Origin of the sequence: Streptomyces viridosporus T7A, from assembly GCF_008704515.1 — a bacterium.
In the GTDB taxonomy this organism is placed as follows: Bacteria; Actinomycetota; Actinomycetes; order Streptomycetales; family Streptomycetaceae; genus Streptomyces; species Streptomyces viridosporus.
The window spans coordinates 3,160,833-3,181,445 of the sequence record NZ_CP023700.1 but is presented as its reverse complement, the minus strand read 5'-3'; the positions used below and the strand labels follow the sequence as shown (position 1 = coordinate 3,181,445).

The 20,613-nt window shown below is 72.7% G+C and carries 23 protein-coding genes; 11 read left to right on the top strand and 12 right to left on the bottom strand.

Annotation, left to right across the window (positions count from 1 at the left end):
- Window positions 1-2 precede the first annotated feature (2 nt).
- Entirely contained in the window at window positions 3-1,256 is a 1,254-nt protein-coding gene (locus tag CP969_RS14770) for a carboxylate--amine ligase (RefSeq protein WP_016826190.1), read from the bottom strand.
- Window positions 1,257-1,443: 187 nt separating this feature from the next.
- Here CP969_RS14770 and CP969_RS14765 point away from each other — a divergent pair, with 187 nt between their 5' ends.
- Window positions 1,444-2,730, top strand: coding sequence for a glycoside hydrolase family 26 protein (locus CP969_RS14765; protein WP_016826191.1), 1,287 nt, complete (start codon window positions 1,444-1,446; stop codon window positions 2,728-2,730).
- 26 nt (window positions 2,731-2,756) lie between these two features.
- On the opposite strand, the gene CP969_RS14760 is transcribed toward CP969_RS14765, so the two are convergent.
- Genes CP969_RS14760 through CP969_RS14725 form a run of 8 tightly spaced genes read right to left on the bottom strand, consistent with a single transcriptional unit; the run spans window position 2,757 to window position 12,219 of the window.
- Window positions 2,757-3,425, bottom strand: a complete 669-nt coding sequence (locus tag CP969_RS14760) for a YveK family protein (protein WP_004987869.1) — start codon at window positions 3,423-3,425, stop codon at window positions 2,757-2,759.
- On the bottom strand, window positions 3,422-4,594 hold the full coding sequence (locus tag CP969_RS14755) for a glycosyltransferase (protein ID WP_016826192.1): 1,173 nt from the start codon (window positions 4,592-4,594) through the stop codon (window positions 3,422-3,424). The genes CP969_RS14760 and CP969_RS14755 overlap by 4 nt, the downstream gene beginning before the upstream one ends.
- Window position 4,595: 1 nt before the next feature.
- On the bottom strand, window positions 4,596-5,363 hold the full coding sequence (locus CP969_RS14750) for a polysaccharide deacetylase family protein (RefSeq protein ID WP_016826193.1): 768 nt from the start codon (window positions 5,361-5,363) through the stop codon (window positions 4,596-4,598).
- Window positions 5,347-7,041, bottom strand: a complete 1,695-nt coding sequence (gene murJ / locus CP969_RS14745) for a murein biosynthesis integral membrane protein MurJ (protein WP_016826194.1) — start codon at window positions 7,039-7,041, stop codon at window positions 5,347-5,349. The genes CP969_RS14750 and murJ overlap by 17 nt, the downstream gene beginning before the upstream one ends.
- A complete protein-coding gene (locus tag CP969_RS14740; protein ID WP_016826195.1) occupies window positions 7,038-8,381 on the bottom strand; it encodes an O-antigen ligase family protein in 1,344 nt (447 codons plus the stop codon). The genes murJ and CP969_RS14740 overlap by 4 nt, the downstream gene beginning before the upstream one ends.
- A 6-nt stretch (window positions 8,382-8,387) precedes the next feature.
- Window positions 8,388-9,833 carry an exopolysaccharide biosynthesis polyprenyl glycosylphosphotransferase gene (locus CP969_RS14735; RefSeq protein ID WP_026085171.1) on the bottom strand — a complete coding sequence of 482 codons (1,446 nt, stop codon included), beginning with the start codon at window positions 9,831-9,833 and terminating at the stop codon, window positions 8,388-8,390.
- Window positions 9,830-11,134 (bottom strand): glycosyltransferase family 4 protein, encoded by a 1,305-nt coding sequence (locus tag CP969_RS14730; protein WP_016826197.1) that lies wholly within the window; start codon window positions 11,132-11,134, stop codon window positions 9,830-9,832. Before CP969_RS14730 ends, CP969_RS14735 begins: the two co-directional genes overlap by 4 nt.
- On the bottom strand, window positions 11,128-12,219 hold the full coding sequence (locus CP969_RS14725; protein WP_026085172.1) for a hypothetical protein: 1,092 nt from the start codon (window positions 12,217-12,219) through the stop codon (window positions 11,128-11,130). The genes CP969_RS14730 and CP969_RS14725 overlap by 7 nt, the downstream gene beginning before the upstream one ends.
- A 354-nt stretch (window positions 12,220-12,573) precedes the next feature.
- On the opposite strand from CP969_RS14725, the gene CP969_RS14720 reads away from it, so the two are divergent.
- From CP969_RS14720 to CP969_RS14705, 4 genes are all read left to right on the top strand, one after another.
- Window positions 12,574-13,287: a hypothetical protein gene (locus CP969_RS14720; protein WP_016826199.1), complete on the top strand. Its 714-nt coding sequence runs from the start codon at window positions 12,574-12,576 to the stop codon at window positions 13,285-13,287.
- Between the two features lie 184 nt (window positions 13,288-13,471).
- A complete protein-coding gene (locus CP969_RS14715) occupies window positions 13,472-13,741 on the top strand; it encodes a hypothetical protein (RefSeq protein ID WP_016826200.1) in 270 nt (89 codons plus the stop codon).
- Window positions 13,742-13,944: 203 nt separating this feature from the next.
- Window positions 13,945-14,400, top strand: coding sequence for a tyrosinase family oxidase copper chaperone (locus CP969_RS14710; RefSeq protein WP_016826201.1), 456 nt, complete (start codon window positions 13,945-13,947; stop codon window positions 14,398-14,400).
- The gene (locus tag CP969_RS14705) at window positions 14,384-15,250 is read left to right on the top strand and encodes a tyrosinase family protein (RefSeq protein WP_016826202.1); all 867 of its coding nucleotides are present in this window, start codon (window positions 14,384-14,386) and stop codon (window positions 15,248-15,250) included. The genes CP969_RS14710 and CP969_RS14705 overlap by 17 nt, the downstream gene beginning before the upstream one ends.
- Before the next feature lie 144 nt (window positions 15,251-15,394).
- Here CP969_RS14705 and CP969_RS14700 read toward each other — a convergent pair whose 3' ends face one another.
- Window positions 15,395-15,640, bottom strand: a complete 246-nt coding sequence (locus tag CP969_RS14700; protein WP_016826203.1) for a chaplin — start codon at window positions 15,638-15,640, stop codon at window positions 15,395-15,397.
- A gap of 373 nt (window positions 15,641-16,013) precedes the next feature.
- On the opposite strand from CP969_RS14700, the gene CP969_RS14695 reads away from it, so the two are divergent.
- The 4 genes from CP969_RS14695 (at window position 16,014) to CP969_RS14680 (ending at window position 17,563) form a co-directional block, all read left to right on the top strand.
- A complete protein-coding gene (locus CP969_RS14695; protein WP_016826204.1) occupies window positions 16,014-16,292 on the top strand; it encodes a hypothetical protein in 279 nt (92 codons plus the stop codon).
- Window positions 16,293-16,449: 157 nt separating this feature from the next.
- The gene (locus CP969_RS14690) at window positions 16,450-16,728 is read left to right on the top strand and encodes a hypothetical protein (protein WP_016826205.1); all 279 of its coding nucleotides are present in this window, start codon (window positions 16,450-16,452) and stop codon (window positions 16,726-16,728) included.
- A 145-nt stretch (window positions 16,729-16,873) separates the two neighbouring features.
- Window positions 16,874-17,143, top strand: coding sequence for a hypothetical protein (locus CP969_RS14685; protein WP_016826206.1), 270 nt, complete (start codon window positions 16,874-16,876; stop codon window positions 17,141-17,143).
- 153 nt (window positions 17,144-17,296) lie between these two features.
- Window positions 17,297-17,563: a hypothetical protein gene (locus CP969_RS14680; protein ID WP_016826207.1), complete on the top strand. Its 267-nt coding sequence runs from the start codon at window positions 17,297-17,299 to the stop codon at window positions 17,561-17,563.
- Window positions 17,564-17,651: 88 nt separating this feature from the next.
- Here CP969_RS14680 and CP969_RS14675 read toward each other — a convergent pair whose 3' ends face one another.
- Window positions 17,652-18,626: an alpha/beta fold hydrolase gene (locus CP969_RS14675; protein ID WP_106431151.1), complete on the bottom strand. Its 975-nt coding sequence runs from the start codon at window positions 18,624-18,626 to the stop codon at window positions 17,652-17,654.
- A gap of 373 nt (window positions 18,627-18,999) precedes the next feature.
- On the opposite strand from CP969_RS14675, the gene CP969_RS14670 reads away from it, so the two are divergent.
- Together CP969_RS14670 and CP969_RS14665 are read left to right on the top strand one after the other, a co-directional pair.
- Window positions 19,000-19,119: an LPXTG cell wall anchor domain-containing protein gene (locus tag CP969_RS14670; RefSeq protein WP_016826209.1), complete on the top strand. Its 120-nt coding sequence runs from the start codon at window positions 19,000-19,002 to the stop codon at window positions 19,117-19,119.
- A 273-nt stretch (window positions 19,120-19,392) separates the two neighbouring features.
- Window positions 19,393-19,701 carry a zinc ribbon domain-containing protein gene (locus tag CP969_RS14665; protein WP_016826210.1) on the top strand — a complete coding sequence of 103 codons (309 nt, stop codon included), beginning with the start codon at window positions 19,393-19,395 and terminating at the stop codon, window positions 19,699-19,701.
- A 592-nt stretch (window positions 19,702-20,293) separates the two neighbouring features.
- Here CP969_RS14665 and CP969_RS14655 read toward each other — a convergent pair.
- Window positions 20,294-20,515: a hypothetical protein gene (locus CP969_RS14655; protein WP_004987916.1), complete on the bottom strand. Its 222-nt coding sequence runs from the start codon at window positions 20,513-20,515 to the stop codon at window positions 20,294-20,296.
- Between the last annotated feature and the right edge of the window lie 98 nt (window positions 20,516-20,613).

Sequence of the window (20,613 nt, the reverse complement as noted above, 5' to 3'; positions counted from 1 at the left end):
CATCAACTGCTCGCTTTCTCGTTGTCGGTCAGGGAGGGCGAGACCGCCCGGGGAACGGGGCGCGGGGCCGGCACCGGAGCCGTCGCGGTCAGCCGCTCGCGCAGCCGGCCGGTCACATGGCGGCACCACAGGGCCCACATCGCCCGTCCGGGGCCGCGGTCGTCCCGGGCGTACCAGGCCAGTTCGCGGCTGCCCGGCGCCGTGCGCAGCGCGGCGAACGGCGCGTAGTTCTCCACCACGAACGCCCGCCCGGCCACCGGGTCCCCGTCCGGCAGCTCACGGCCGGTCAGGTCCAAGTGCAGGGCGCGGACGACGTCCAGTCCCGCGCTGTCCGCGAAGAGCCGGAACTGGGCGCCGGGGCGCGGGTTGAAGTCGAGCAGGTGGTAGCGGCCCGTCGTGCCGCAGCGGCGGAAGTCGAGGTCGAAGACGCCGCGGTAGCCGAGTGCGCCGGTGAGCCGCTCGGCCAGCGCCCGCACCTCGGGGTTGGGTGTCCAGCGGCCCACGGCGGTCAGGCCCGCCCCGCGCGGCCAGGACAGCTGCTTGCGGCCCGGTCCGCCCGCGCGGACGGCGCCCGAGCGGTCGGCGTAACCGTGGAAGAACCAGTCCCGGTCCGGTCCCGGCGGCAGGTACGCCTGCAGCAGCAGCCGGCTGCCGGCCTCCTCGGTGCGCAGGTACAGCTCCCGGGCCTGCTGCGCGGAGTGCACCAGTCGGGTGCTGCGCAGCCCGCTCCCGGCCGGCAGCAGCCAGGGCCGGCTCCATTTCGCCACCAGCGGCAGCCCGAGCCGTCGCGCGTCGTCGGCGGCCCGCTCCGGGCCGTCCGGGACCAGTGTCACCGGGTGCGGGACGTCCGCGGACGCGCACACGGCGGCCAGTTCCGCCTTGTCGGCGACGCGTTCGGCCAGGTTGTCCGGCATCTCCGGCAGCAGGTAGTGGGGGGCGAGGTCGTCCCGTGCGCGGCTGACGGCGATGGCGCTCGCGTCGTCCAGCGGGACCAGCACGGCGGGGCGCGCGACCCGGTCGGCCACGCGGCGCAGCGCGGCGAGGATCTCCCGCTCCGACGCCCCCGGGGGAGGCGGGGGGTGCATCCGGTGCGCGTAACGCGACCGGTGGACGGGACTTCCCGCCGCATCGGCGACGACGTGCACCTCCACACCCGCCCGGCCGAGCGAGCGCACCGCCCCCAGCGTTCCGTGGTGAAAGGGATTCCGGTCGATCCGCAGCAGCACGGCGGGGACGCGGATGTCGAACAACGACACGCGATCTCACTTTCTCTTGGCTTTCTTGGCTTTCTTTTGGGTCGACTCACCCACACGGGCGAGCCCGGCACTCGAAAGCCGTATGACGCTGGCGTCGTCGGTTTTCCTGTGCCTTTACTTCGTATGACTGTTCGTCAGCAAAGAGGACAGCGGCAGAAGGCGGACGAGAGCGAGAAGAGGAGCAGCCATGGCCCCACAGCACCAGCGGGTCCGGGTTCGCGGGCTGGCCCTGGGCGCGGCGGCGGTCGCCGTGTCGGCCGCCCTGGCGGCCGGCCCCGTGGCGGGGGTGGGGACGGGGACGGCGCGAACCGACGACGCCCGCCCCCCGGTTCCGGCCCCGACGATGCCCGACGTCACGCCTCCGGTGCCCCTGGCACCGGCCCTCCCCCTGCCGCCGCTCACCCTCCCCGACCTCCGGGCGCCCCGTCAGGAGTTCCCCCCGTTCGGGGCGTTCCTCGCCTCGGACGCCCGTGGCGTGGCCCGCATGGAGGAGCTGAGCCGCTGGCTGGGCGGCGCCGAGCTGCGCGTCGGACACACCTACCTGCCCGGCAACCACTGGAGCGACATCGAGGGCCGCGTCCGCTTCCTCGAGGACTGGGCACGCTGGCGCAACGAGAAGGACGACCGGATGCTCGTCCTCAACGTCCCCCTGCAGGAGCGCAACGAGGAGGGCGTCCCCGACGCCGAGGTGCGGCAGCTGCTGCGGCGGGGCGCCGCCGGGGAGTTCGACCACCACTTCCGCGCGCTCGCCGAGCGGCTGGTCGAGCTGAAGGTGCCGGACACGATCCTGGTGCTCGGCTGGGAGATGAACGGCGCCACCTACACCCACCGGTGCGGGCCCGACCCGGAGTCCTGGAAGAAGTACTGGAACCGGATCGTCGCCACGATGCGCGCGGTGCCGGGCCAGGAATTCCGGTTCGACTTCGCGCCGAGCCGCGGCCGGGACGCCGTTCCCTGGACGCAGTGCTATCCGGGGGACGGCACGGTCGACGTCATCGGCATGGATTCCTACGACCAGCCGTCCGGAATGTCGTTCGACGAACAGGTGGAGGAGCCCTACGGACTCCGGGCGCACGTGGATTTCGCGAAAGCCCACGGAAAGCCGATCTCTTATCCCGAATGGGGGCTCTTCCGCAACGGTGACAATCCCGAGTACATGCGGCGCATGCTCGAGTGGATGGACGAGCAGCGGCCGCTGTACAACACGGTGACCGACTACTGCCCGCACGGCGTGTGGCAGTGCGGCGACAACCCCGAGTCGTCCCGCGTCTACCGGTCCGTCCTCTCCGGCCGCTCGACCGGGCCGGCCCCGGAGCCCACTCCCACCCCCACTCCCACTCCCACACCGCCCGTGCCCACCGTTCCGCTGTCCCCGGAGAACTGCTCGCCGCTGGAGCTGGGCAACTGGGTGGAGTACTGGCTCGGCGGGAAGCTCTGCCTCCGCTACAACTGGTGGTCGAGCGGCACGCCCTGACGCCGGACCGGCCGGGTGCACCGCCGTCACCGCTGCCCGTGCGCGTCGGCGGCGGTGGCCGGGCCCGGCACCGAGGCGGCCGGCACGGCGTCCTCGTCCCGGCCGGGCCGCCTCGGCCGGACCAGCAGGGCCAGACCGCCCAGCAGTCCGCCGGCGCTCGCACCGACCAGCGTGGTCACCGCCGCCGACGCGGACGACGGCCCGCCCGGCTTCACCGCGCGCGAGAACTGCACGAGCCGGACCTGGGTGCTGCCCTTGGTGTCCTCCGCGTGCCGGGTCAGCGCGCGGGAGACCGCGTTGGCCATGTCGACGGCGAGGTCGGGCCGCGCGGAGGTGGCCGTGACGGCGACCATCGGCGCGTCCGGCGAGGTCGACGCGCGGACACTGTCCCGCAGCGTCCGCACCGGCACGCCGGCCCACACCTGTGCGTCGCCGAGCACCGCGAGCTGGGTGGCCACCCGGCCGTACGCCTGCGCGAAACCGCGGGCGGCCTCCGAGGGCGCCTTGTCCGTCGGCACGGCGACGACGTAGCTGGTGGCCGTGTACACCGGGGGCGTGAGCAGCCCGTACGCGCCTCCGCACAGACCGCCGGCGAGAAGGCCCGCCGCGAGCGCGGACCAGGCCGGCAGTCTCCTGACCCGGGCCAGGGAAGAAGCCAGGGACGGACGGCGCCGACGGATCGGTGTGTCGGTCATGAAGGATGTGCTTCCTGTCGAGGTGCGAGGGACGGCGACGTGCCGGAGACGGCTGCGGCGTACACGTCCATGAGACGGGCTGTGCTGCGGGTGATGCTGTAGTGGTGCGCGACGCCGGGCGCCGTGCGCGGCCCGGGGCCCGCCGCGCGGACCTCGGCGATCGCACGGGCGTACGCCTCGGGGCCGCCGTGCACCCGCCGGGCGCCGACGGTGGCCGCCGCGGGCAGGTCCTCGATCGCCGGGCAGGAGGCGTAGAGCACGGGCAGGCCCGACGCCAGCGCCTCCACGGCCGCCAGGCCGAAGGCCTCCTCCGCGGACGGGGAGGCGAGCAGGTCCATCGCCGAGGTGAGCGAGGGCAGGTCGGGGCCCGGGGAGCCGTCGGGGACGCAGGGGCGTTCGCCGGTGAACAGGACCCGGCCGGACACACCGGCCTCGTGGGCCGTGCGGCGCAGCACGTGTTCCTCGGGGCCGCCGCCCACCAGCAGCAGCCAGTGGTCCTCCGGGAGCCGGGCCAGCGCGTGCACGAGGACGTCGAACCGCTTGCCCCGGACGAGCCGGCCCACACCGCCGACGACGAACGCCCCCTCGGGCAGACCGAGGCGACGGCGGGTGAGCTCCCGCCGTTCGGGGTCGAAGCGGAAACGCTCCAGGTCGATGCCGTTGGGCACGACCTCGATGCGCGGCGCGGGCACGCCCCAGCGCTTCAGGCGCTCGGCCACCGCCTCGGAGACGGCGACCGTCGCCGAGCCGAGCCGCTCGCTGGCGAGGTACAGCGCGCGCACCCCCGCCGTCAGCCTGCGGCCCTCCATCTGCGAGTCGCCCAGGGAGTGCTCGGTGGCGACGACCGCGCGGACCCCGGCGACGCGCGCGGCGAGCCGGCCGTAGACGCAGGCCCGGTACAGGTGCGTGTGCACCAGGTCGTAGCCGCCGGCGCGGATCAGCCGGACCAGGCGCGGCAACGCGGCCAGGTCGCGGTTGCCGCCCATGCCGAGGTGCACGACGCGGACGCCGTCGGCGGTGAGGCCGTCGGCGACCGCGCCGGGGTTGGTGAGCGTCACCACGTCGCAGTCGGCGGGCAGGTGACGCAGCAGCAGCCGCAGCTGCTGCTCGGCCCCGCCGACGCCGAGACCGGTGATGACGTGCAGCACCCTCAGGTCGGACGCCCCCATCTCACACCCCCTCCACCGGGCGCCGGCGCAGCCGGTGCAGCCGGTACTTGAGGTGCAGGCGCCACGCCGTGTCGTTCTGGCCGACGTGTGCGCGCGGCAGGGCGTGCGGGCCGGTCAGCGGGCCGGGGTCGATGGCGCAGGCGTAGGCGTAGCCCGCCTCCCGCACGGCCTCGACGGCGCGGGCGTCGATCGTGCCGTACGGGTAGCAGAAACCGTCGACCCGGGTGCCGGTCAACTCCGCGATCCTGGCGCGGCTTTCGGTGACCTCGGTCTTCAGGGTCACGTCGTCCGCCCGGGTGAGGTCGACGTGCGTCAGCCCGTGCGAGCCGATCTCCACGCCCTCGGCGGCCGCGTGCCGGATGCCGTCCGCGGTCAGCAGCGGCTTGCGCGGGCCGAGCGGGTCCCAGGCGTTGTCGCCGCCGAGCCGCCCGGGCAGCACGAAGAGGGTGGCGCCGCAGCCCCAGCGGTGCAGCAGCGGCAGGGCGTCGGTGACGAAGTCGGCGTACCCGTCGTCGAAGGTGAGCCCGACCAGGTCCCGCCCCCCGCCCCGGGCGCGGGCGGCGAGCAGCTCGGCCACGGACACGCCCCGCAGCCCGCGCCGGCGCAGCCAGGCCAGCTGCCCCGCGAGCCGTTCGGGGGTGACGGTGATGCGGTACGGATCGTCCGAGCAGTCGCCCACCGAGTGGTACATCGCCACCCACGGGACGGGGCCCGGACGGCGCGGGGCGGGGAGGGCGCCGTGGGCGGCGGATTCAACGGAAGCGGCCATGTGCGAGCCTTCGTGTGACGGTGCGGACGGAACGCAGTGCGGATGCGGAGCCCTGGACCCCCAGGGCCAGACAGAGGGCGGCGAAGACGACGGTCACGGTCAGGCAGCCCGCCGCGAGGCCCGCCGCCGGCGAGGAGGGCCGGCCCGCGGCGAACACCCCGGCGGCGGTGGCGGCGGCCGCGGCGAGCACGGGCCCGCCCAGCCCCGCCAGGACCCGCCGGACGCGGACCGAGACACCGGGGGAGCCGGCGCGCCGGGCGGTGCGCAGCCCGACCAGCAGCAGGGCGGCGGTGACGGTGATGCCGAAGGCGTTGGCGGCGGCGATCCCCGCCACCCCCCAGTGGCCCACGGTCACGGCGCCGATCAGGGAGGTGGCGACGACGCCCACGGCCATCACGCCGAAGGGGTACCAACTCGGCAGGCCCGTCGAGAAGTACGAGCGGATCAGGGCGCCCACCAGGGTCTGGCCCAGCAGCCCGAGCGCGTACACCCGCATGACGTCCGCCGTCGCGGTGGTGTCTCCCGCGGTGAACTCGCCCCGCTGGAAGAGCAGTTCGATCATCTGCGGGGCGCAGGCGAGCACCGCGCACATGCCCAGCAGCACCACGCAGGAGGCCAGCACCAGGTCCCGCTCCACGCGGGCGCGGGCCCGCTCGGTGTCGCCGTCCGCGAGCGCCCGCGCCACCACGGGGAAGGTGACGGTGCACAGCATCAACGACAGCGTCATCGGGATCTGCGCGACCTTCTGCGCGTAGTTGAGGTGCGAGATGGCCCCGGCGGGCAGCGAGGAGGCCAGGAAGCGTTCGACGAGGACCTGGGACTGGCGGCACAGCGCGAACAGGAGCACGGCGGCGATCAGGGCGAGGCGCACCGGCCGCTCCCCGTCCCCCGCCCCGTCCCCGGACCCGCCGGGCGCGGGGGCGCGCGACGTCAGCTGCCGCAGCAGCGAGGGGAGCTGCACCGCCACCATCAGGCAGCCGCCCACCGCGACCCCGACCGCCGCGGAGCGCACCCCCCACGCGCCGCCGAGCAGGAACATCGCGGCGACGATGCCGGTGTTGTAGGCGACGTAGATCGCCGCGGGCGCGACGAAGCGGCGGTGGGCCCGCAGGGCGGCGCTGCAGTACCCGGCGAGCCCGAAGGCCAGCACGCTGATCGCCGTGAGCCGGGTGCAGTCGACGGCCAGGCCCGGGTCGGGCAGACCCGGCGCCAGGGCCCGGACCAGGTGGGGGGCCGTACCGGCGACCAGCGCGGCCACGGCGGCGAAGGCCAGGCACAGCCGGGGCAGGGTGGCGGCGACCAGGGCGCGGACCGGGTCGCCCGCGGCGCCCCGGGCGCGGCGGGCCAGCGCCATGCTGAACGCCGGGATCAGCGCGATCGCCAGCCCGTCCTCGATCAGCAGCGTCGCGGCGATCTCCGGCACGGTCCACGCGACCAGGAAGGCGTCCGTGTCGCTCCCGGCACCGAACAGCCGGGCCAGTGACTGGTCGCGCACCAGACCCAGCAGGGAGCCGGCGACGGACAGCGCCGCCGTGACGAGCGCGGCCCGGGCGAGGAACCTCCCGGACGGGGAGGCGTGGTCGCCGCCGTCCCCGGCCGGGCCGGCGGTCCGCGCCGCGGGGACGGCCGCCGTCTCGTCGGCCGGGGCCCCGGGGGCCCGTGAGGGCACCACGGTCATCGCGCCACCGCCTCCTCGACCCGCACGGCCGCCTCCTCGCGGCACGCGGCCTCCACCCGCTCGTCGTCGGCCAGCGCCCACCACGCGGCGAGGCCCAGGCCCATGGCGGTCAGCACGGTGGAGGGGCCGCCGATGTCGCCGTACACGAAGTCGGTCAGCGACCAGATCAGCAGCCCGCAGGCGACGAGCCCGCAGTCGAGCCCCCGTCCGTGGCGGCGCGCCCGCAGCAGCCTGCGCAGCCCGCACACCAGCAGCGCCAGCCAGCTCCCGGCGAGCGCGAGCAGCCCGATCAGACCCTGCTCGCTCAGCACCAGCAGGTACATGTTGTGCGGGGACAGCAGCGCCTGCTTGTGGAACGCCTCTCCCGCGCCCTCGATGTCGCTGCCCGACGACAGCGCGAGGCCGGCGTGCGCGTCGCGGTGCTCGGGGAAGTTCTTCAGGCCCACGCCGGTCAGCGGGTGCGCGCGCCACATGCCGGTGGCGGACGCCCACAGGGTGTACCGGTCCACGACCGACTGGTCGGGGGTGTCGGCGACCTGCGTGATGCTGTCGAGCCGCTCCTGCAACTGCGCCGTGCCGACGCCGAGGCCGCCCACCAGGACCGCGCCCGCGGCGACCACGGCCGCGGCCGTCCACAGCGCCCGCCGCAGCCCGGCCAGCACCAGCTGCACGGAGCACGTCAGGACGGTCGCGATCCAGGCGCCCCGGCTGAAGGAGACCGCGAGCGGCAGCAGCAGCGCCAGGGCGCACCCGGCGGCGACCGCCCGCTGCCGCACCGGAGTCCGGCCCAGCGCGATCCCGACCGCGCACACCAGGCCCAGCGAGACCGCCGCCGCCATGCCCATCACGTCCTGGGCCCCGAAGGTGCCGACCGCGCGGATGGTCTCGCCCTGGTAGGAGGCACCGGTCCGGGTGACGTACTGGTGCACGCCGACCGCCCCCTGCCACAGGGCGAGCCCCACGAACGACCAGGCCAGCACGCGCAGGTCGGCCCGGTGCCGCAGCAGCACCAGCACGGCCGCCGGGACCAGCACGAAGACCTGCAGATAGCGGCCCGGACCGGTGAGCCCGCCCGCCGTCGAGGACGTCCCCATGACGGCGAACGCCAGCCCCACGACCGGCAGGCCCAGCACCACCGCCGCGGCCGGCGACAGCGGGCGCCGCCGCTCCCGCAGCAGACGGATCACGCAGTACACCACCACCAGGGCGGACACCGCGTCGGCGGGTCCCGCGCCGTCCCCCGCCGACGGCAGGGCCGGCAGGGCGACCACCGCCACCAGCGGCAGGACCGGCGCCAGTGCGGCGGTCCGGCGCGGGAGCGGTGCGAGGGCGTGGCTCACGGTCGGTCAGCTCCCCGTCGGACGGACCAGTGTGGCCGCGGTGCGCAGCAGGATGCAGACGTCCTGCCACAGCGACCAGTCGTCGATGTAGGCGTTGTCGAACCGGCAGCGGTCCTCGATCGAGGTGTCGCCGCGCAGCCCGTGGACCTGGGCCAGTCCGGTGATGCCGGTGCGCACCCGGTGGCGGGCCGCGTAGCCGGGGTAGGTCCGGCTGAACTGCGCGACGAAGTAGGGGCGTTCGGGGCGCGGCCCGACCAGGCTCATGTCGCCGCGGAGCACGTTCCACAACTGCAGCAGCTCGTCCAGGGAGGTGCGCCGCAGCATGCGGCAGAACCAGCGCATCTCGTGCTCGTTGGCCACGCTCCACCGGGTCGCCGACTCGTGCGCGTCGACCGGGCGGTGGGTGCGGAACTTCAGCAGCGTGAACGGCTCCCCGTTCCGGCCGATGCGCTCCTGCCGGAACACCACGCCCGGCCCGTCGAGGAGCCGCAGCGTCACCGCGCACACCAGCAGCCACGGGCTGACCAGCAGCAGCAGCGCTCCCGAGACCAGGACGTCGAGCATCCGCTTGCCGGCGGCACCGGAGTGCGCCGGGAAGAGGTCCAGCCGCCGGCAGGGGAACCCGGCGAGCCGTTCCCGCGCCCCGTACGACGGGGAGTCGGCGTCGACCTCCCAGACCACGCAGCCCGACTCGGCCAGGGCCCGCAGCAGCGGCTCCTGTTCGGTGCGCACCGAGGGGTGCACGGCGAGCACCGCCCGCACCCCGTTCTGGATGACCGCCCGCTGGGCCTCCTCGTCCGTGCGCAGCACCGGGACGCCCTCGGTGCCGTCCGGCTGCGCGTCGGCGACGATCCCCACCGGCCGCACGCCGCACCGCGGGTGGCGCAGCACGGCGCCGGCCACGCGCTGCGCGGGCACCAGCGGTCCGACGACGAGCGCGGCGTGCGGGTGGCGCAGCAGCGCGGCGCGCCGCCGCCCGTGCACGGCCGCGCGCAGCGTGCAGCCCACGACCGCCTGCAGGGCGAGGCCGGTCAGCACGGTGCGGGCGGACAGCGCCTGCTCCGGCCGGTGCACCGCCCAGAGCGCCGCCGCCGCCGACCAGGCCACCAGGATGCGGCCGCACACGGCGGGCAGTTCCTCCAGCAGCCCCGGTACCGGCGAGCCGGCGGCGCGCGGGCGCCACAGCAGCGCCGCGCCGACCAGCAGGGCGACGAGCAGGGGATGGCGCTGGGCGTCGGTGAGCGCCAGTGCGCCCAGCAGGGCGGCGGCACCGTCGGCGACGCGCAGGGGAACCGGCGAGGCCGGCCGTTCGGGGGGCCGCGCGGCGGGCGGCCGGAAACCGGTGTCGGGGCTGCCGGTGTCGGTGCCGCGCGGCGGCATGACGGACACGGGTGAGGAACCGTGCTCCCGCGGCGTCGCGCCGGGGGAGGGAACGGTACGTTCAGCGGTCACGAGTGGATGGACTCCCTGTACTCGGATGGCTCGGCGTGCTGTGTCGTCCGGTGGGCCCCGGCGCGCCCGGCCGCCCGGGGCGGACACGCGCACGCGGGAGCGGACCGGGTGCCGAGCAGCTCGTGGTAGACGTCCGCGACCGCCCTGGCGGTGTGCCGCACGTCGTGGAGGGACAGCACGTGCCGGCGGCCCTGGTCGCCGAGCGAGGCGCACAGCGGCGGGTCGAGCAGCAGCTCGCCGACGGCACCGGCCAGCGCCCCGGGGTCCTCCGGCGGAACCAGGCAGCGGGCGGTGAAGGAGGGCGGCAGGCTCTCGCGGGCCCCGTCGACGTCCGTGACGACCACGGGCCGCCCGCAGGCCATCGCCTCCAGCGGGGCCAGCGCCATGCCCTCCCAGCGGGACGGCAGGACGACGAGATCGGCGGCCTGGTACCAGGGGGCGGGGTCGCCCACGGCTCCCGCGAACAGCACGGACGCGGGAGCGTGCGCGCGCAATCGGTCCCGGTCCGGTCCGTCGCCGACCAGGACGAGGCGGGCGTCGGGCACCCGGCGCACGACGGTGTCCCAGGCGCGCAGCAGGACGTCCTGTCCCTTCTGCCGGCACAGCCGGCCCACGCACACGGCGAGCGGTGTCCGCGGCGGGAGGCCGGCGAGCGGCGCGAGCCCGGCCCGTGCGGTGTCGGCGGAGGCCGGGTGGAAGCGCTCGGGATCGATGCCGTTGGGCACGACGGCCCACCGGCCGGTGATCCCGGAGCGCACGCCCGTCACGCGTTCCGCCTCGCTCACGCAGATCATCCGCCCGGCCCACCGCGCGCCCCACCGCTCCCACAGCAGCGCCAGGGCCGCGGTGCCCCCGCCCACCGCCTCGAACGACCAGGCGTGCGGCTGGAAGACGGTGGGGATCCGCCCGCGCACCGCGAGGCGTCCGGCGAGTCCGGCCTTCGCGCTGTGCGCGTGCACCAGATCGGGGCGCACCTCGTCGATCAGCCGGGCGAGGTGCCGCACCTCCCGTGCGAGCGACGCACCCGGCGACCGCGTCGCCCGCCAGCGCCGCACGTGTGCGCCGAGCGCCCGCAGCCGGTCGGCGAGCGGGCTGTCGGGGCAGATCACGGTGACGTCCAGGCCGTCCGCGAGCTGGGACCGGACCAGGTCCGTCACGACGCGCGCGACCCCGCCGTCCACCGGCTGGGTGAGGTGCAGGATCCGCGGCCGGTGGCCGACGGGGGGCAGGTCCGTGGGCAGGGTTTCCCCGCGCGTGGAGTCCGTGAGGGGACTCGGGGCGGGCTGCGGCGCGCTCACCACCGGGCGTCGACGGCGGCGAAGAGCGCGCCGGCCCATGCCGCGTCCTGCTGGGACGTCAGCCGCAGGGTCGCCTCGTCACCGGAGTGCGGCAGAGCACCCGAGAGGTCGAACACGTCGGAGTCGTAGCCGAGGGTGTTGGCGTACGCCGGTACCCGCGCCGGAGCCGTTCCGGGGTCGCTGATGGTGGAGTTCAGGACGTCGTCGCCGGGGTTGGCGGCGTCGGCGAGCACGGTGGACACGGGCGCGGACCCGCCGGTGGTCAGGACGAGCGAGTCGCCGCTGGTCCCGCGGTCGCCGTTGTACGCCACCAGGCCCACCCGGCCCCCCGCGCCCGCGGAGAAGTCCAGGGCGCGCAGCGGGATCTGGACCTCCCCGCGGCCCATCAGCGGCAGGAAGCCGTCCCAGAGCGTGAGGTGCCGCAGCGGCTCCGCCGGGTTCTCGTACGCCACGACCAGCGTCCAGCCGCCCCACGCCCCGGCCGCCGACCGGCCCATGGCCACGTTGACCTGCGCCACGGTGTACAGGCCCGGTCCGCTGTCCCGCACCAGCCCCGTCACGTCGGCCGAGGCCTGGAAGGCGTCCGCGCCGTCCGCCACGCGGTGTCCGACGACCGTGTCCGCGAGGAGCTCCTTGTACTCCCCGCCCGGTTCGGCGATCAGCACCCGCCCGTTGTCCTCGAGCGGCTTCTGCTCGCCCACGCGCAGGTTGCCGCCCCAGTACAGGCGCGCGTACGTCACCCGGGAGCCGGCGGGCAGACGGACCTCCGAGCGGGAGGAGTTGTAGGTGTTCGGGTCGTTGTCGACGTCGACGTAGAACATGTCGAAGTCGCCGTTCACCCCGGAACCGCCGGTCTGCACGTTCCGGCAGGAGGACGCCTGTGCGCGGCAGGTGATGGAGGTGTTGGCGGCGCGCACCATGCCGCCGTGCTGGAGCGCGCGGTACCGCTGGTCGAACGCGAGGACGGCGGCCTCGGGCGCGGGCGCGGCCGGTGCGGCGACCGGGGCGCCGCAGGGCGCCCACACCGCGGCAAGGGTGAGGACGCCCACCGTCGTATGGCGAAGCATCTGACCCGGGGATTGGCGCATGACCGTCGGAGCCTTTCGAACGGGTGAGGGACGGCGGACAGCGGGACGAAGAATGCGCTGCGTCCGCCCGGAGGAGTGCGTGAAGAGGTTCGCAACTCTAGTCACCAAACGGACAAATTCACCGAAATTCAGTGAATAGCGACATGTGTGTTGAAAGTGTGAAGCCAGCCGTCGCCGGGCCGCTGCCGTGTCGTGGAACGGGGCCGGGCTTCCACTGGACCGGCAGGCGGTTCCGTCGAGTCGGGCGGGCAGCAGGGTGAACGGAAGATCGCGAACGGCGCATGATCGGTTGCGGGGAGTTACGGGCGCTTTCACGGTGGGCACAGGATCCGACGTCCAACGAAAGGAACACCCATGCGTGCTCTCCCTGTACGGCGCATCGCGCTCGGCGCGTGCTGCGCCGCCCTCCTGGTCGGGATCACCGGCCCCGTCGCCACGGCCGCCGACCCGGTCCGCGAGCGCACCCCCGCGTCGTCCGACGCGCTGCTCGTTCAGGTCAGGAGCCTCGACGCGCAAAGGGGTGAACTCGCCCCAGTGGTCGACCTGCTGGAGGCCGTGCTCGAGGCGGACGGCGGCCACCTGCCCCCCGCCGAGGCCAGGAAGCTGGGCGGGGCCGCCGAGGACGCCCTGGAGAAGGCGGCCGCGAAGGCCCGGGCGGCCACGGCCGCACCCGCGACGACGGCTCCGGTGACCACGGACACGCCGGACGCGTCGGACCCGGGGACCACGACCACGATCACGACTTCGTCCCCGACCGCGACGCCGGAAGCATCGGTCCCGGCGGAGGACACGCCGCTCGTCGTCGACGAGACCGTCCTCGCCGACGACCTGCTGGACGCCGTGCGCGAGGTCGTCGACGACCTCCAGGACCTGCTGCTCTCCGGCGAAGAGGACGTCGTCATCGAGGACCTGCTGGCCGAGGTGGAGGCTCTGGTCGACGAGCTGCTCGGCACCGCCGACCCTCAGGTGTCGACCCTGCCCGCTCCGGTCGGCACGACGCCGGTGACACAGGTGCCGCTGCTCCCCGTGTCCGCACCGCTGACGTTGTTGTTCCTGCCGACCTCCTGAGCGCCGCACGGCACGGCTTCCGTTCGGCCCCGGGCGCGGCACCACCGTTGTTCTCCGGCCGTTCGGAGATCTCATATGAGGACTCGTCAATCTCCGGATCCCCAGTTTCCGCTGCGACCGGAGGTCGTTAGGCACGGTGACAGATTTCTCTCCGGCGACCTGCGTTGCCGAAGAAAGGAACACGATGAAGTCCCTGAAGGCTGCCGCTGTGATTGCCGGGTCCCTGATCGCCGCGGGTTTCGCCGCCCCCGCCTCTGCCCAGGAGACCGAGCTGGTGTCCACCGGCCTCGACAGCGGCCTGCGCACCGCGGTCCCCTTCGAGCTGATGTCGCCGTTGCAGGAGGAGTCGAACGCACTCGGCACCGAGGGCTCGCTGCTGCAGACGACGAAGGAAGCGGTGGCCGTGGCGAACGAGGCCAAGCCGGTGCACGGCGACCTGGGGCTGCACGCCTGACGCCACGGCGCACCGAAGTCGGCCCCCGGATCCTCCGGGGGCCGACTTACGTCTGCGTGACCGGTGACGCCCCTCCGCGGAAGGGCTCCGCGTGCTCGTCCGGTGCCGCTCGCCGGCCTTCACCGTTCTTGCCATACGGCGGTGCCCGCGTGATGTGTGCACCGGTTACCGCTACCGACAACCGCACGGACAAGGAGTGGATCATGAATGTCACCATGGGCGGGGCACCGGTGGGTGCCGAGGAGACGACGCCGGTCCGGGCACTGCCCGGACCGGAGGGCAGAACACGACGGGAGGTGGCACGCGGTCTGCGCGCCGGTGTGCTCGCCGCCGTCCTGACCCCGGTGCTCACCGCCTTCCGCTTCCCGGCCGGGGGCGCCCCGCGCGACACCGGCTTCGACACGACCTATCGCGGCCGCTGCATCCGGGGCGTCCGGATGCCCGCCCGGGACGCGTTCGAGGGCGAGCGGTGGCACGTCACCGTCGACGGCCGCCCCCTGCACCTGATGCGCCGTGCCGACGGCACCTGGCTGAGCACGGTCGACCACTACAGCTCGCACCGGACACCGCTCGAGGCCACCCGCGCCGCCGTCGACGCCCTCGCCCCCGGCCAGCGGCTGCGCGACCACCAGGGAGGTCCGCATGGCGTACGTGCGTAAGGACGCCGCCACGCTCACGAGCGGTGAGAAGCGCCGGTTCGTCAACGCGCTGCTGGAGGTCAAACGGCGGGGCGAGTACGACGAATTCGTGCGGATGCACCTCGCGTACTACGCCCCCGACGGCGAGCGCGGACTGCGCACCGCGCACATGGCGCCCTCCTTCCTGCCCTGGCACCGCCGGCTCCTGCTCGACCTGGAGAGCGCCCTGCGCCGGGTGGACGACTCGGTGACCCTTCCCTACTGGGACTGGACCCGCGACCGCACGACCACCTCCGTCCCGTGGACGGCAGACCTCCTCGGCGGCAACGGGCGCCGCTCCGACAACCGGGTGATGACCGGCCCGTTCGCCCATCAGCAGGGCAACTGGGCCATCAGGGTGAGTGTGACCGACGAGGAGTTCCTCACCCGGGACCTCGGCCGCCGGAGCGACCCGTTCGACCTGCCGACCGAGCGCGACCTGGAGTGGGCGCTGAGGGACCCCGTCTACGACGTGGCGCCCTGGGACTCGACGGTCACGGACGGCTTCCGCAACAAGCTGGAGGGCTGGGGCACCGGCCGGGGCAGCGCCTCGTGGCGCAACCACAACCGCGTTCACCGCTGGATCGGTGGAGTCATGCTCGGCGCCGCCTCGGTCAACGACCCCGTCTTCTGGCTGCACCACGCCTTCGTCGACCTGCAGTGGTACCGCTGGCAGCGCCGGCACGGCAACGCCCGCTACCTCCCCGCGACACCGCCGGGCCGAGGCAACCAACAGCACGGCCGGGTCGTGGCACGGCACGAGAAGCTGCCGCCGTGGGACGTGACACCGGACGAACTGGAGGACGTCGGCCACGTCTACCGGTACGCGTGAGGGGACGTGGCTCAGGGCCCACGGGGAGAGCCCCGGCGCTCGAATGCGCCGGGGCTCTCGGGCCGGTCATCACGCGGGACGTCAGTGGTCGTAACCCTTGTGGTTTTTGCCGTCCTGCTTCTTGTCGTGCTTGCCGTGGCGCGTCTAGTGATCGACGTTCACGCAGCGGTGGCCGGCGGCCGTGTTGAGGGAGCCGACCACATTGACGGTGTTTCCGCACACGTTGAACGGCGCGTGGATCGGGACCTGGACCACGTTGCCGGACGCGAGACCGGGTGAGTGGCTCGCCACAGCCTTGGCGCCGGCGTCCGCCGTGGCCATCCCGGCCCCGCTGAGCACCATGGCGCCCGTGCCGAGAGCGACAGTGCCGACCTTCGCGATGCGAGACATCACGTTCCCCTAACTGATCTGGTAACCGCGGCGGCGTGACGCGCGACCGCACGCCCCGCTCAACGCCGGGACGACGCACCGGTCACGGGCCACGGCTCGCGATCACTCTTCGGAAAAGGGGTGTCACGGAACAACTCACGGTTTTCGCCCAGGGGAACGCGAAGCTGTGCATCCCGGTCCGGCTCGGAAGGGGGGATCGGCTCGCCCGACTCGCCCGCCTGATGCCCGCGTGTCAGCCTCGCGACCTGCGGCTTCACAAGAAACTCACGTATATGGGCGTTTCTCCTACTCAAAGCCGCAAACCTCCCTTACGTTAAATGCTGGCAGTGACCGGTCCAACACGGACTGTGTCCACTCGAGAAACGGAGAGGTAATGCGCAAGTACCAGAAGGCCGCTGTCGTCATGGCCATGCTCGGCAGCGTTGGCTTCCTCGGCGCCGGCGTGAGCCACGCCGGTGACAAGCCGGAGATCGAGCTGAACAACAAGCAGGCCACCACCTGCGTCCAGGACAACTCGACCAAGGGTCTCGTCAACGTCGATGACGTCAACGTGGGCGTCGCCGCTCTCCTGGGTCTCAACAAGCAGGAGGCCAACGACGCCAACACCGTGGCCTGCGCCACCGGCTTCAGCATCGGTGGCAAGCACAGGTGATCACTGACAGGTGATCTGGGTGGACCCCGGGGCTCGAAGCCACGTGCGCGAGCCCCGGGGCCGCCCGCCCGGCTGATCGGCCGGTGTGGCCGGTCCAGTCATCCGGAGCGACTCCGCCGTCCAGCGGCGGCGAGTCGACCGTCAAGGAAACAGGCAGATGTTCAAGTCGAAGAAGATCGCAGCGGTGGCGGGAGTCCTGGGGGGCTTCGCCCTGATCGGCGTCGGTGCCGTCCAGGCCGTCGGCGCCGAGGACCCGGGCGACTGCGTCAAGGGCAGCCGGGGCACCGTTCGCTGCGAGCAGGCGAGGCAGTACCGGCTTCCGGCCGACCGGGAGGGAAGGGTCCGCTTCGTCAACGAGTCGACGATGACCTGCTCCGGCTCGGTTCCCGAGCTCTCGTGCGCGAACAGTGTCGCCGCTGATGGCGGGAAGTCCTGACGTCACGTCGGCGAGACGCGACGAGTCTCTTTTAAAAGGCGCGATTCGGCGTTTCACTTACCAACTGCCGCAAAATGTCGCCTAGATTGGCGACTGTCAGTGACGCGAACCGTACGGAACGTGTCGGACGAGAAATGGAGAAGCAATGCGCAAGTACCAGAAGGCCGCTGTCGTCATGGCCATGCTCGGCAGTGTCGGTTTCCTCGGCGCCGGCGTGAGCCACGCCGGTGACGAGCCGGAGTTCGAGCTGAACAACAAGCAGGCCACCACCTGCGTCCAGGACAACTCCACCGAGGGCCTCATCAACATCGAGGACGTCAACATCGGGATCGCCATCCTGGGCCTCAACAAGCAGGAGGCCAACGACGCCAACACCGTGGCCTGCGGCACGAGCTTCACCATCGGCGGCAAGTGATCACCAACATGTGATCCGGGCAGGTCTCGGGACTCGAACCCAGGCGGTCGAGTCCCGGGCCTGCCCGACTCGTTGGCCGGTGTGGCCGGTCCAGTCATCCGGAGCGACTCCGCCGTCCAGCGGCGGCGAGTCGACCGTCAAGGAAACAGGCAGATGTTCAAGTCGAAGAAGATCGCAGCGGTGACGGGAGTCCTGGGGGGCTTCGCCCTGATCGGCGTCGGTGCCGTCCAGGCCGTCGGCGCCGAGAACCCGGGCAACTGCGTCAAGGACAGCCGGGGCACCGTTCGCTGCGAGCAGGTGACCGAGTACGAGGTCAGGTCGAAAGACCACGGAAAGATTAGCTTCGTCAACGACTCGAGGCAGACCTGCTCCGGTGGGCCCGAGGTTTCCTGCACGAGCAGCGTCACCCTCCCGGGCTAGAGGCCCTGACGCCCCGTACCGCGGAAACACCTGTACAGCGGAGAGTGGCCGGACCCGGTACCGGGTCCGGCCACTCTCCGTATGTCCGTCACCGGCACGTCGTCGCGCCGATGAGCTCGGCGCCCGGCGACTCCAGGACGGTGCAGTACGGCAGGTCGTCGATGGGGAGGTCGGCGCAGAACCGGCCGATCAGCTCGGATGACTCCTCCCTGCGCTCGACGGTGACCAGATGGTCCGCCTCCCTGACCGTCGTGAAGCGGGCCGAGGGCATCGTCGCGGCGAGCTCGCGACCCATCTGCGGGGTGCACAGGGTGTCGTACTCCCCCGTGAATACCAGGGTCGGCACCTCGGGGACGGGCAGGGGCTCGTAGCACCCGTGCGCCAGCAGCCGCGTGTTGTGCTCGACCGCTTTCCTGAGCTCGTCCGGCGTCTGGCTCATGAACTGGTGATGGAGGAGACGGGCGACGACTGCGTGCTTGCGGACCCGGCCGGCACCCGGGTTCGACATGAACAGCTGCACCAGTCCACCGGCGGCCCCTTCGACATCGCCCCGTTCGAGCGCCTGCGACAGGCGCGGTACCGCGTCGGTGTAGATCTCGGGAAGCCGCTTCGCCGCGCCGCAGAAGACGAGGCGCCGGACGAATTCGGGGTGGAGCTGCGCGAAGCGGAGACCGACGACTTCACCGAAGCAGCCCCCGAACAGGTTCACCTGCGGCATGTCGATGCTCACCAGCATGTGCCTGACCGCGGCGGCGAGGAAGTCCATGCCGTACCGGGCGGGCAGGAAGTCCGAGCTGCCGTAACCGGGGAGATCCACGGTGACCAGCGTGCACAGCGGTGACAGCCATTTCTCGTGGCCCTGCCAGGAGAACCTGTTCTGGGACGAGCCTCCGAGCAGTACCAGCGGGACGGTCTGCGGAGCGCTTTGGTGGACGATGCGGCACGTGTACGTGAAGCCCTCGAAGGTGAGGCTCCGCTCCTCGACCTGCTCCGGTGCAGGCGGGGCGGAGGCATGACGGTGTGCGTCCGGTGCGTACCGGGGGATGGGGGCGGTAGTGCGCATGAACGACTCCGGGGCAGGGGGAACGTCGATGAACCCGTTCATGATTGCCGACAACACCGTTTTTGGGGCGGAACCACTCATTTGTGGGCGATCCCGTCAAATCCACCCACCGGCCTGAACTCGTCGGCGGAACCTTCTCACCGGAGCGAAAAGGACCAACGTTTCTGCCCGTCACTGGCGTTGAGCCCCCGACAGGACTCGAACCCGCGGCCAAGTACTCGGAAGGCACTGGGTGGAATCATCGGCTCACGCCCTCCGACCTCGGGTTCTCCGGCCAACGGCTGCGGATGTGCGGTGACTTCGACACGCGTTCGACAGACGAGCAGGTGTCGTGTGCCGACTGAAGTCACCCGCGCCGGGTACCCGCCCGAGCATGCTTGCTCTGGTGGCCTACCGCTCGTACCACGGCGCGGCGACCGTGTGGGCGTTCGTGGTCGCCGTTCTCATCGTGCTGGTGGCGGGTTGGTACATCCGGCGCCGGAGGCAGGTGTGACACCCGCGGGCCTGCTTCTCGGGAACTGACCGACCACTGTGGACGGTTGACCGGGATCTCGCGGAGCGAACCGCGGCTCCTCCCGCGGTCGGGGCCGAAGGACAAGTCCTGCTGTCTGAGTACCGTGGATGTCGGCTGCCTTCTGGTCTGTAGCTTTGTGAGGAACGGACGTTGGGCGGCAAGGAAGCGGCGAGCTGGTCCGCGCGGGGCGGGGCTGGGCACTGAGAACCGTGGAGGTTGCGGCACTTCGCTGCCGTACCGGAAGATCGCCCGGTGTCCCGTCTGATAGGCCCGCACACTGCCGACCCGTGCCCCCGCTGTTCCGACGAAGCGGTCCGCCTGGGCACACCGCCCTCCGCCGCCGAGCCCGACGCCGTCGGCTACACCTGCGACCGCTGCGGACACGCCTGGTCCCGGCAGGTGGAAGCCGACCTGGAGGTCCACGACACCGTACGGGCGGACCTTCCCCACGCGACGCTGTACGGCGACGTCTGGCAGCTGGAGGATGACCGCGTCCTGATCCGGGGAGCGGGCGGCGACCGGCATCGGTGGGTCGAACGCTGGAGAGTCATCCCTTACTGACCTTCTCCTGCTTCCACCTCAGCCGACGACAGTCGACCCAGAGGGTGGGCAAGCCGTCCGGCCAGGCGCGTGTGTGCCTTGCTGTACCCCGTCCGGTCTCAGCCACGCTGCCGTGCCGTCGCCCAGAGCAAGCCCGCGACCGCCGGGCCCGCGGCAAGAACGCGAGAGCCCTCAGCTTGGGAAGCCGATGGCTCCGCAGGAGGTTGCTCGACTGACCCGGACGGGAGCGCTGCCGGCGACGGACGGCCTTCGCCCTGACGCGACGCTCGGCACCCTCATGCTCGGCTTCCCGTACGTATGAGCGCCTGCACCCACGTCATGCCGTGGTCGACTCCCGGCCACCGCTAGGCGGTCTCGGGCCGCGTCGCACGCGCGTCCGGGGCGGGCACCTGTTCGTCCTCGGTCCAGGGGATCTCGCCTTCTCCGAAGTCCGGGGGCTGGAAGGGTTGTGTCGTCGGAGGCGGTGACACCGCAGCGGAACGGCGGGGTTGCCCTTCCGGGGCGGAGAACAGCGACGTCGAGTCGATGAGGGGCTGCCTTTCGTCACAGGTCCCTGACGGGGCCTGGTGTGCCGTGACCGGGCACAGCGGTCCTACAGCTTGGTCATCTTGGCGTACGGGCTCAAGACCCGCATCTGTGCCGAGCCGAAATCCACGAGCGCCGCGACGCCGTCTTCGATGCCGATCACCCGGCCGAGGCCGTACATGTCGTGGGTGACCTGGTCGCCCACGGCGAAGTGCTTGGGAGCCGGTTCGACCGGGGCCTTGAAGGGGCTGGTGGGCAGGTGACGCTTCGATGCCGCAGGCTTTGTCATGGCTCAGTATGAGCCCATGCGCGTCCCGTTCGCTGTGGCCGTCGGCACAGAGTCGGGCGGGAGCGACCGGGTCACGCCGCTGACCTGGTGTTTTGAAG

Coding starts and splice junctions, on each gene's coding strand:
- CP969_RS14750 (WP_016826193.1), bottom strand. CDS start 5,363: ATGGCCGCTTCCGTTGAATCCGCCGCCCACGGCGCCCTCCCCGCCCCG.
- CP969_RS14765 (WP_016826191.1), top strand. CDS start 1,444: ATGGCCCCACAGCACCAGCGGGTCCGGGTTCGCGGGCTGGCCCTGGGC.
- CP969_RS14680 (WP_016826207.1), top strand. CDS start 17,297: ATGTTCAAGTCGAAGAAGATCGCAGCGGTGACGGGAGTCCTGGGGGGC.
- CP969_RS14720 (WP_016826199.1), top strand. CDS start 12,574: ATGCGTGCTCTCCCTGTACGGCGCATCGCGCTCGGCGCGTGCTGCGCC.
- CP969_RS14710 (WP_016826201.1), top strand. CDS start 13,945: ATGAATGTCACCATGGGCGGGGCACCGGTGGGTGCCGAGGAGACGACG.
- CP969_RS14675 (WP_106431151.1), bottom strand. CDS start 18,626: ATGCGCACTACCGCCCCCATCCCCCGGTACGCACCGGACGCACACCGT.
- CP969_RS14760 (WP_004987869.1), bottom strand. CDS start 3,425: ATGACCGACACACCGATCCGTCGGCGCCGTCCGTCCCTGGCTTCTTCC.
- CP969_RS14755 (WP_016826192.1), bottom strand. CDS start 4,594: ATGGGGGCGTCCGACCTGAGGGTGCTGCACGTCATCACCGGTCTCGGC.
- CP969_RS14715 (WP_016826200.1), top strand. CDS start 13,472: ATGAAGTCCCTGAAGGCTGCCGCTGTGATTGCCGGGTCCCTGATCGCC.
- CP969_RS14695 (WP_016826204.1), top strand. CDS start 16,014: ATGCGCAAGTACCAGAAGGCCGCTGTCGTCATGGCCATGCTCGGCAGC.
- CP969_RS14725 (WP_026085172.1), bottom strand. CDS start 12,219: ATGCGCCAATCCCCGGGTCAGATGCTTCGCCATACGACGGTGGGCGTC.
- CP969_RS14670 (WP_016826209.1), top strand. CDS start 19,000: ATGCTTGCTCTGGTGGCCTACCGCTCGTACCACGGCGCGGCGACCGTG.
- murJ (WP_016826194.1), bottom strand. CDS start 7,041: ATGACCGTGGTGCCCTCACGGGCCCCCGGGGCCCCGGCCGACGAGACG.
- CP969_RS14685 (WP_016826206.1), top strand. CDS start 16,874: ATGCGCAAGTACCAGAAGGCCGCTGTCGTCATGGCCATGCTCGGCAGT.
- CP969_RS14700 (WP_016826203.1), bottom strand. CDS start 15,640: ATGTCTCGCATCGCGAAGGTCGGCACTGTCGCTCTCGGCACGGGCGCC.
- CP969_RS14705 (WP_016826202.1), top strand. CDS start 14,384: ATGGCGTACGTGCGTAAGGACGCCGCCACGCTCACGAGCGGTGAGAAG.
- CP969_RS14690 (WP_016826205.1), top strand. CDS start 16,450: ATGTTCAAGTCGAAGAAGATCGCAGCGGTGGCGGGAGTCCTGGGGGGC.
- CP969_RS14655 (WP_004987916.1), bottom strand. CDS start 20,515: ATGACAAAGCCTGCGGCATCGAAGCGTCACCTGCCCACCAGCCCCTTC.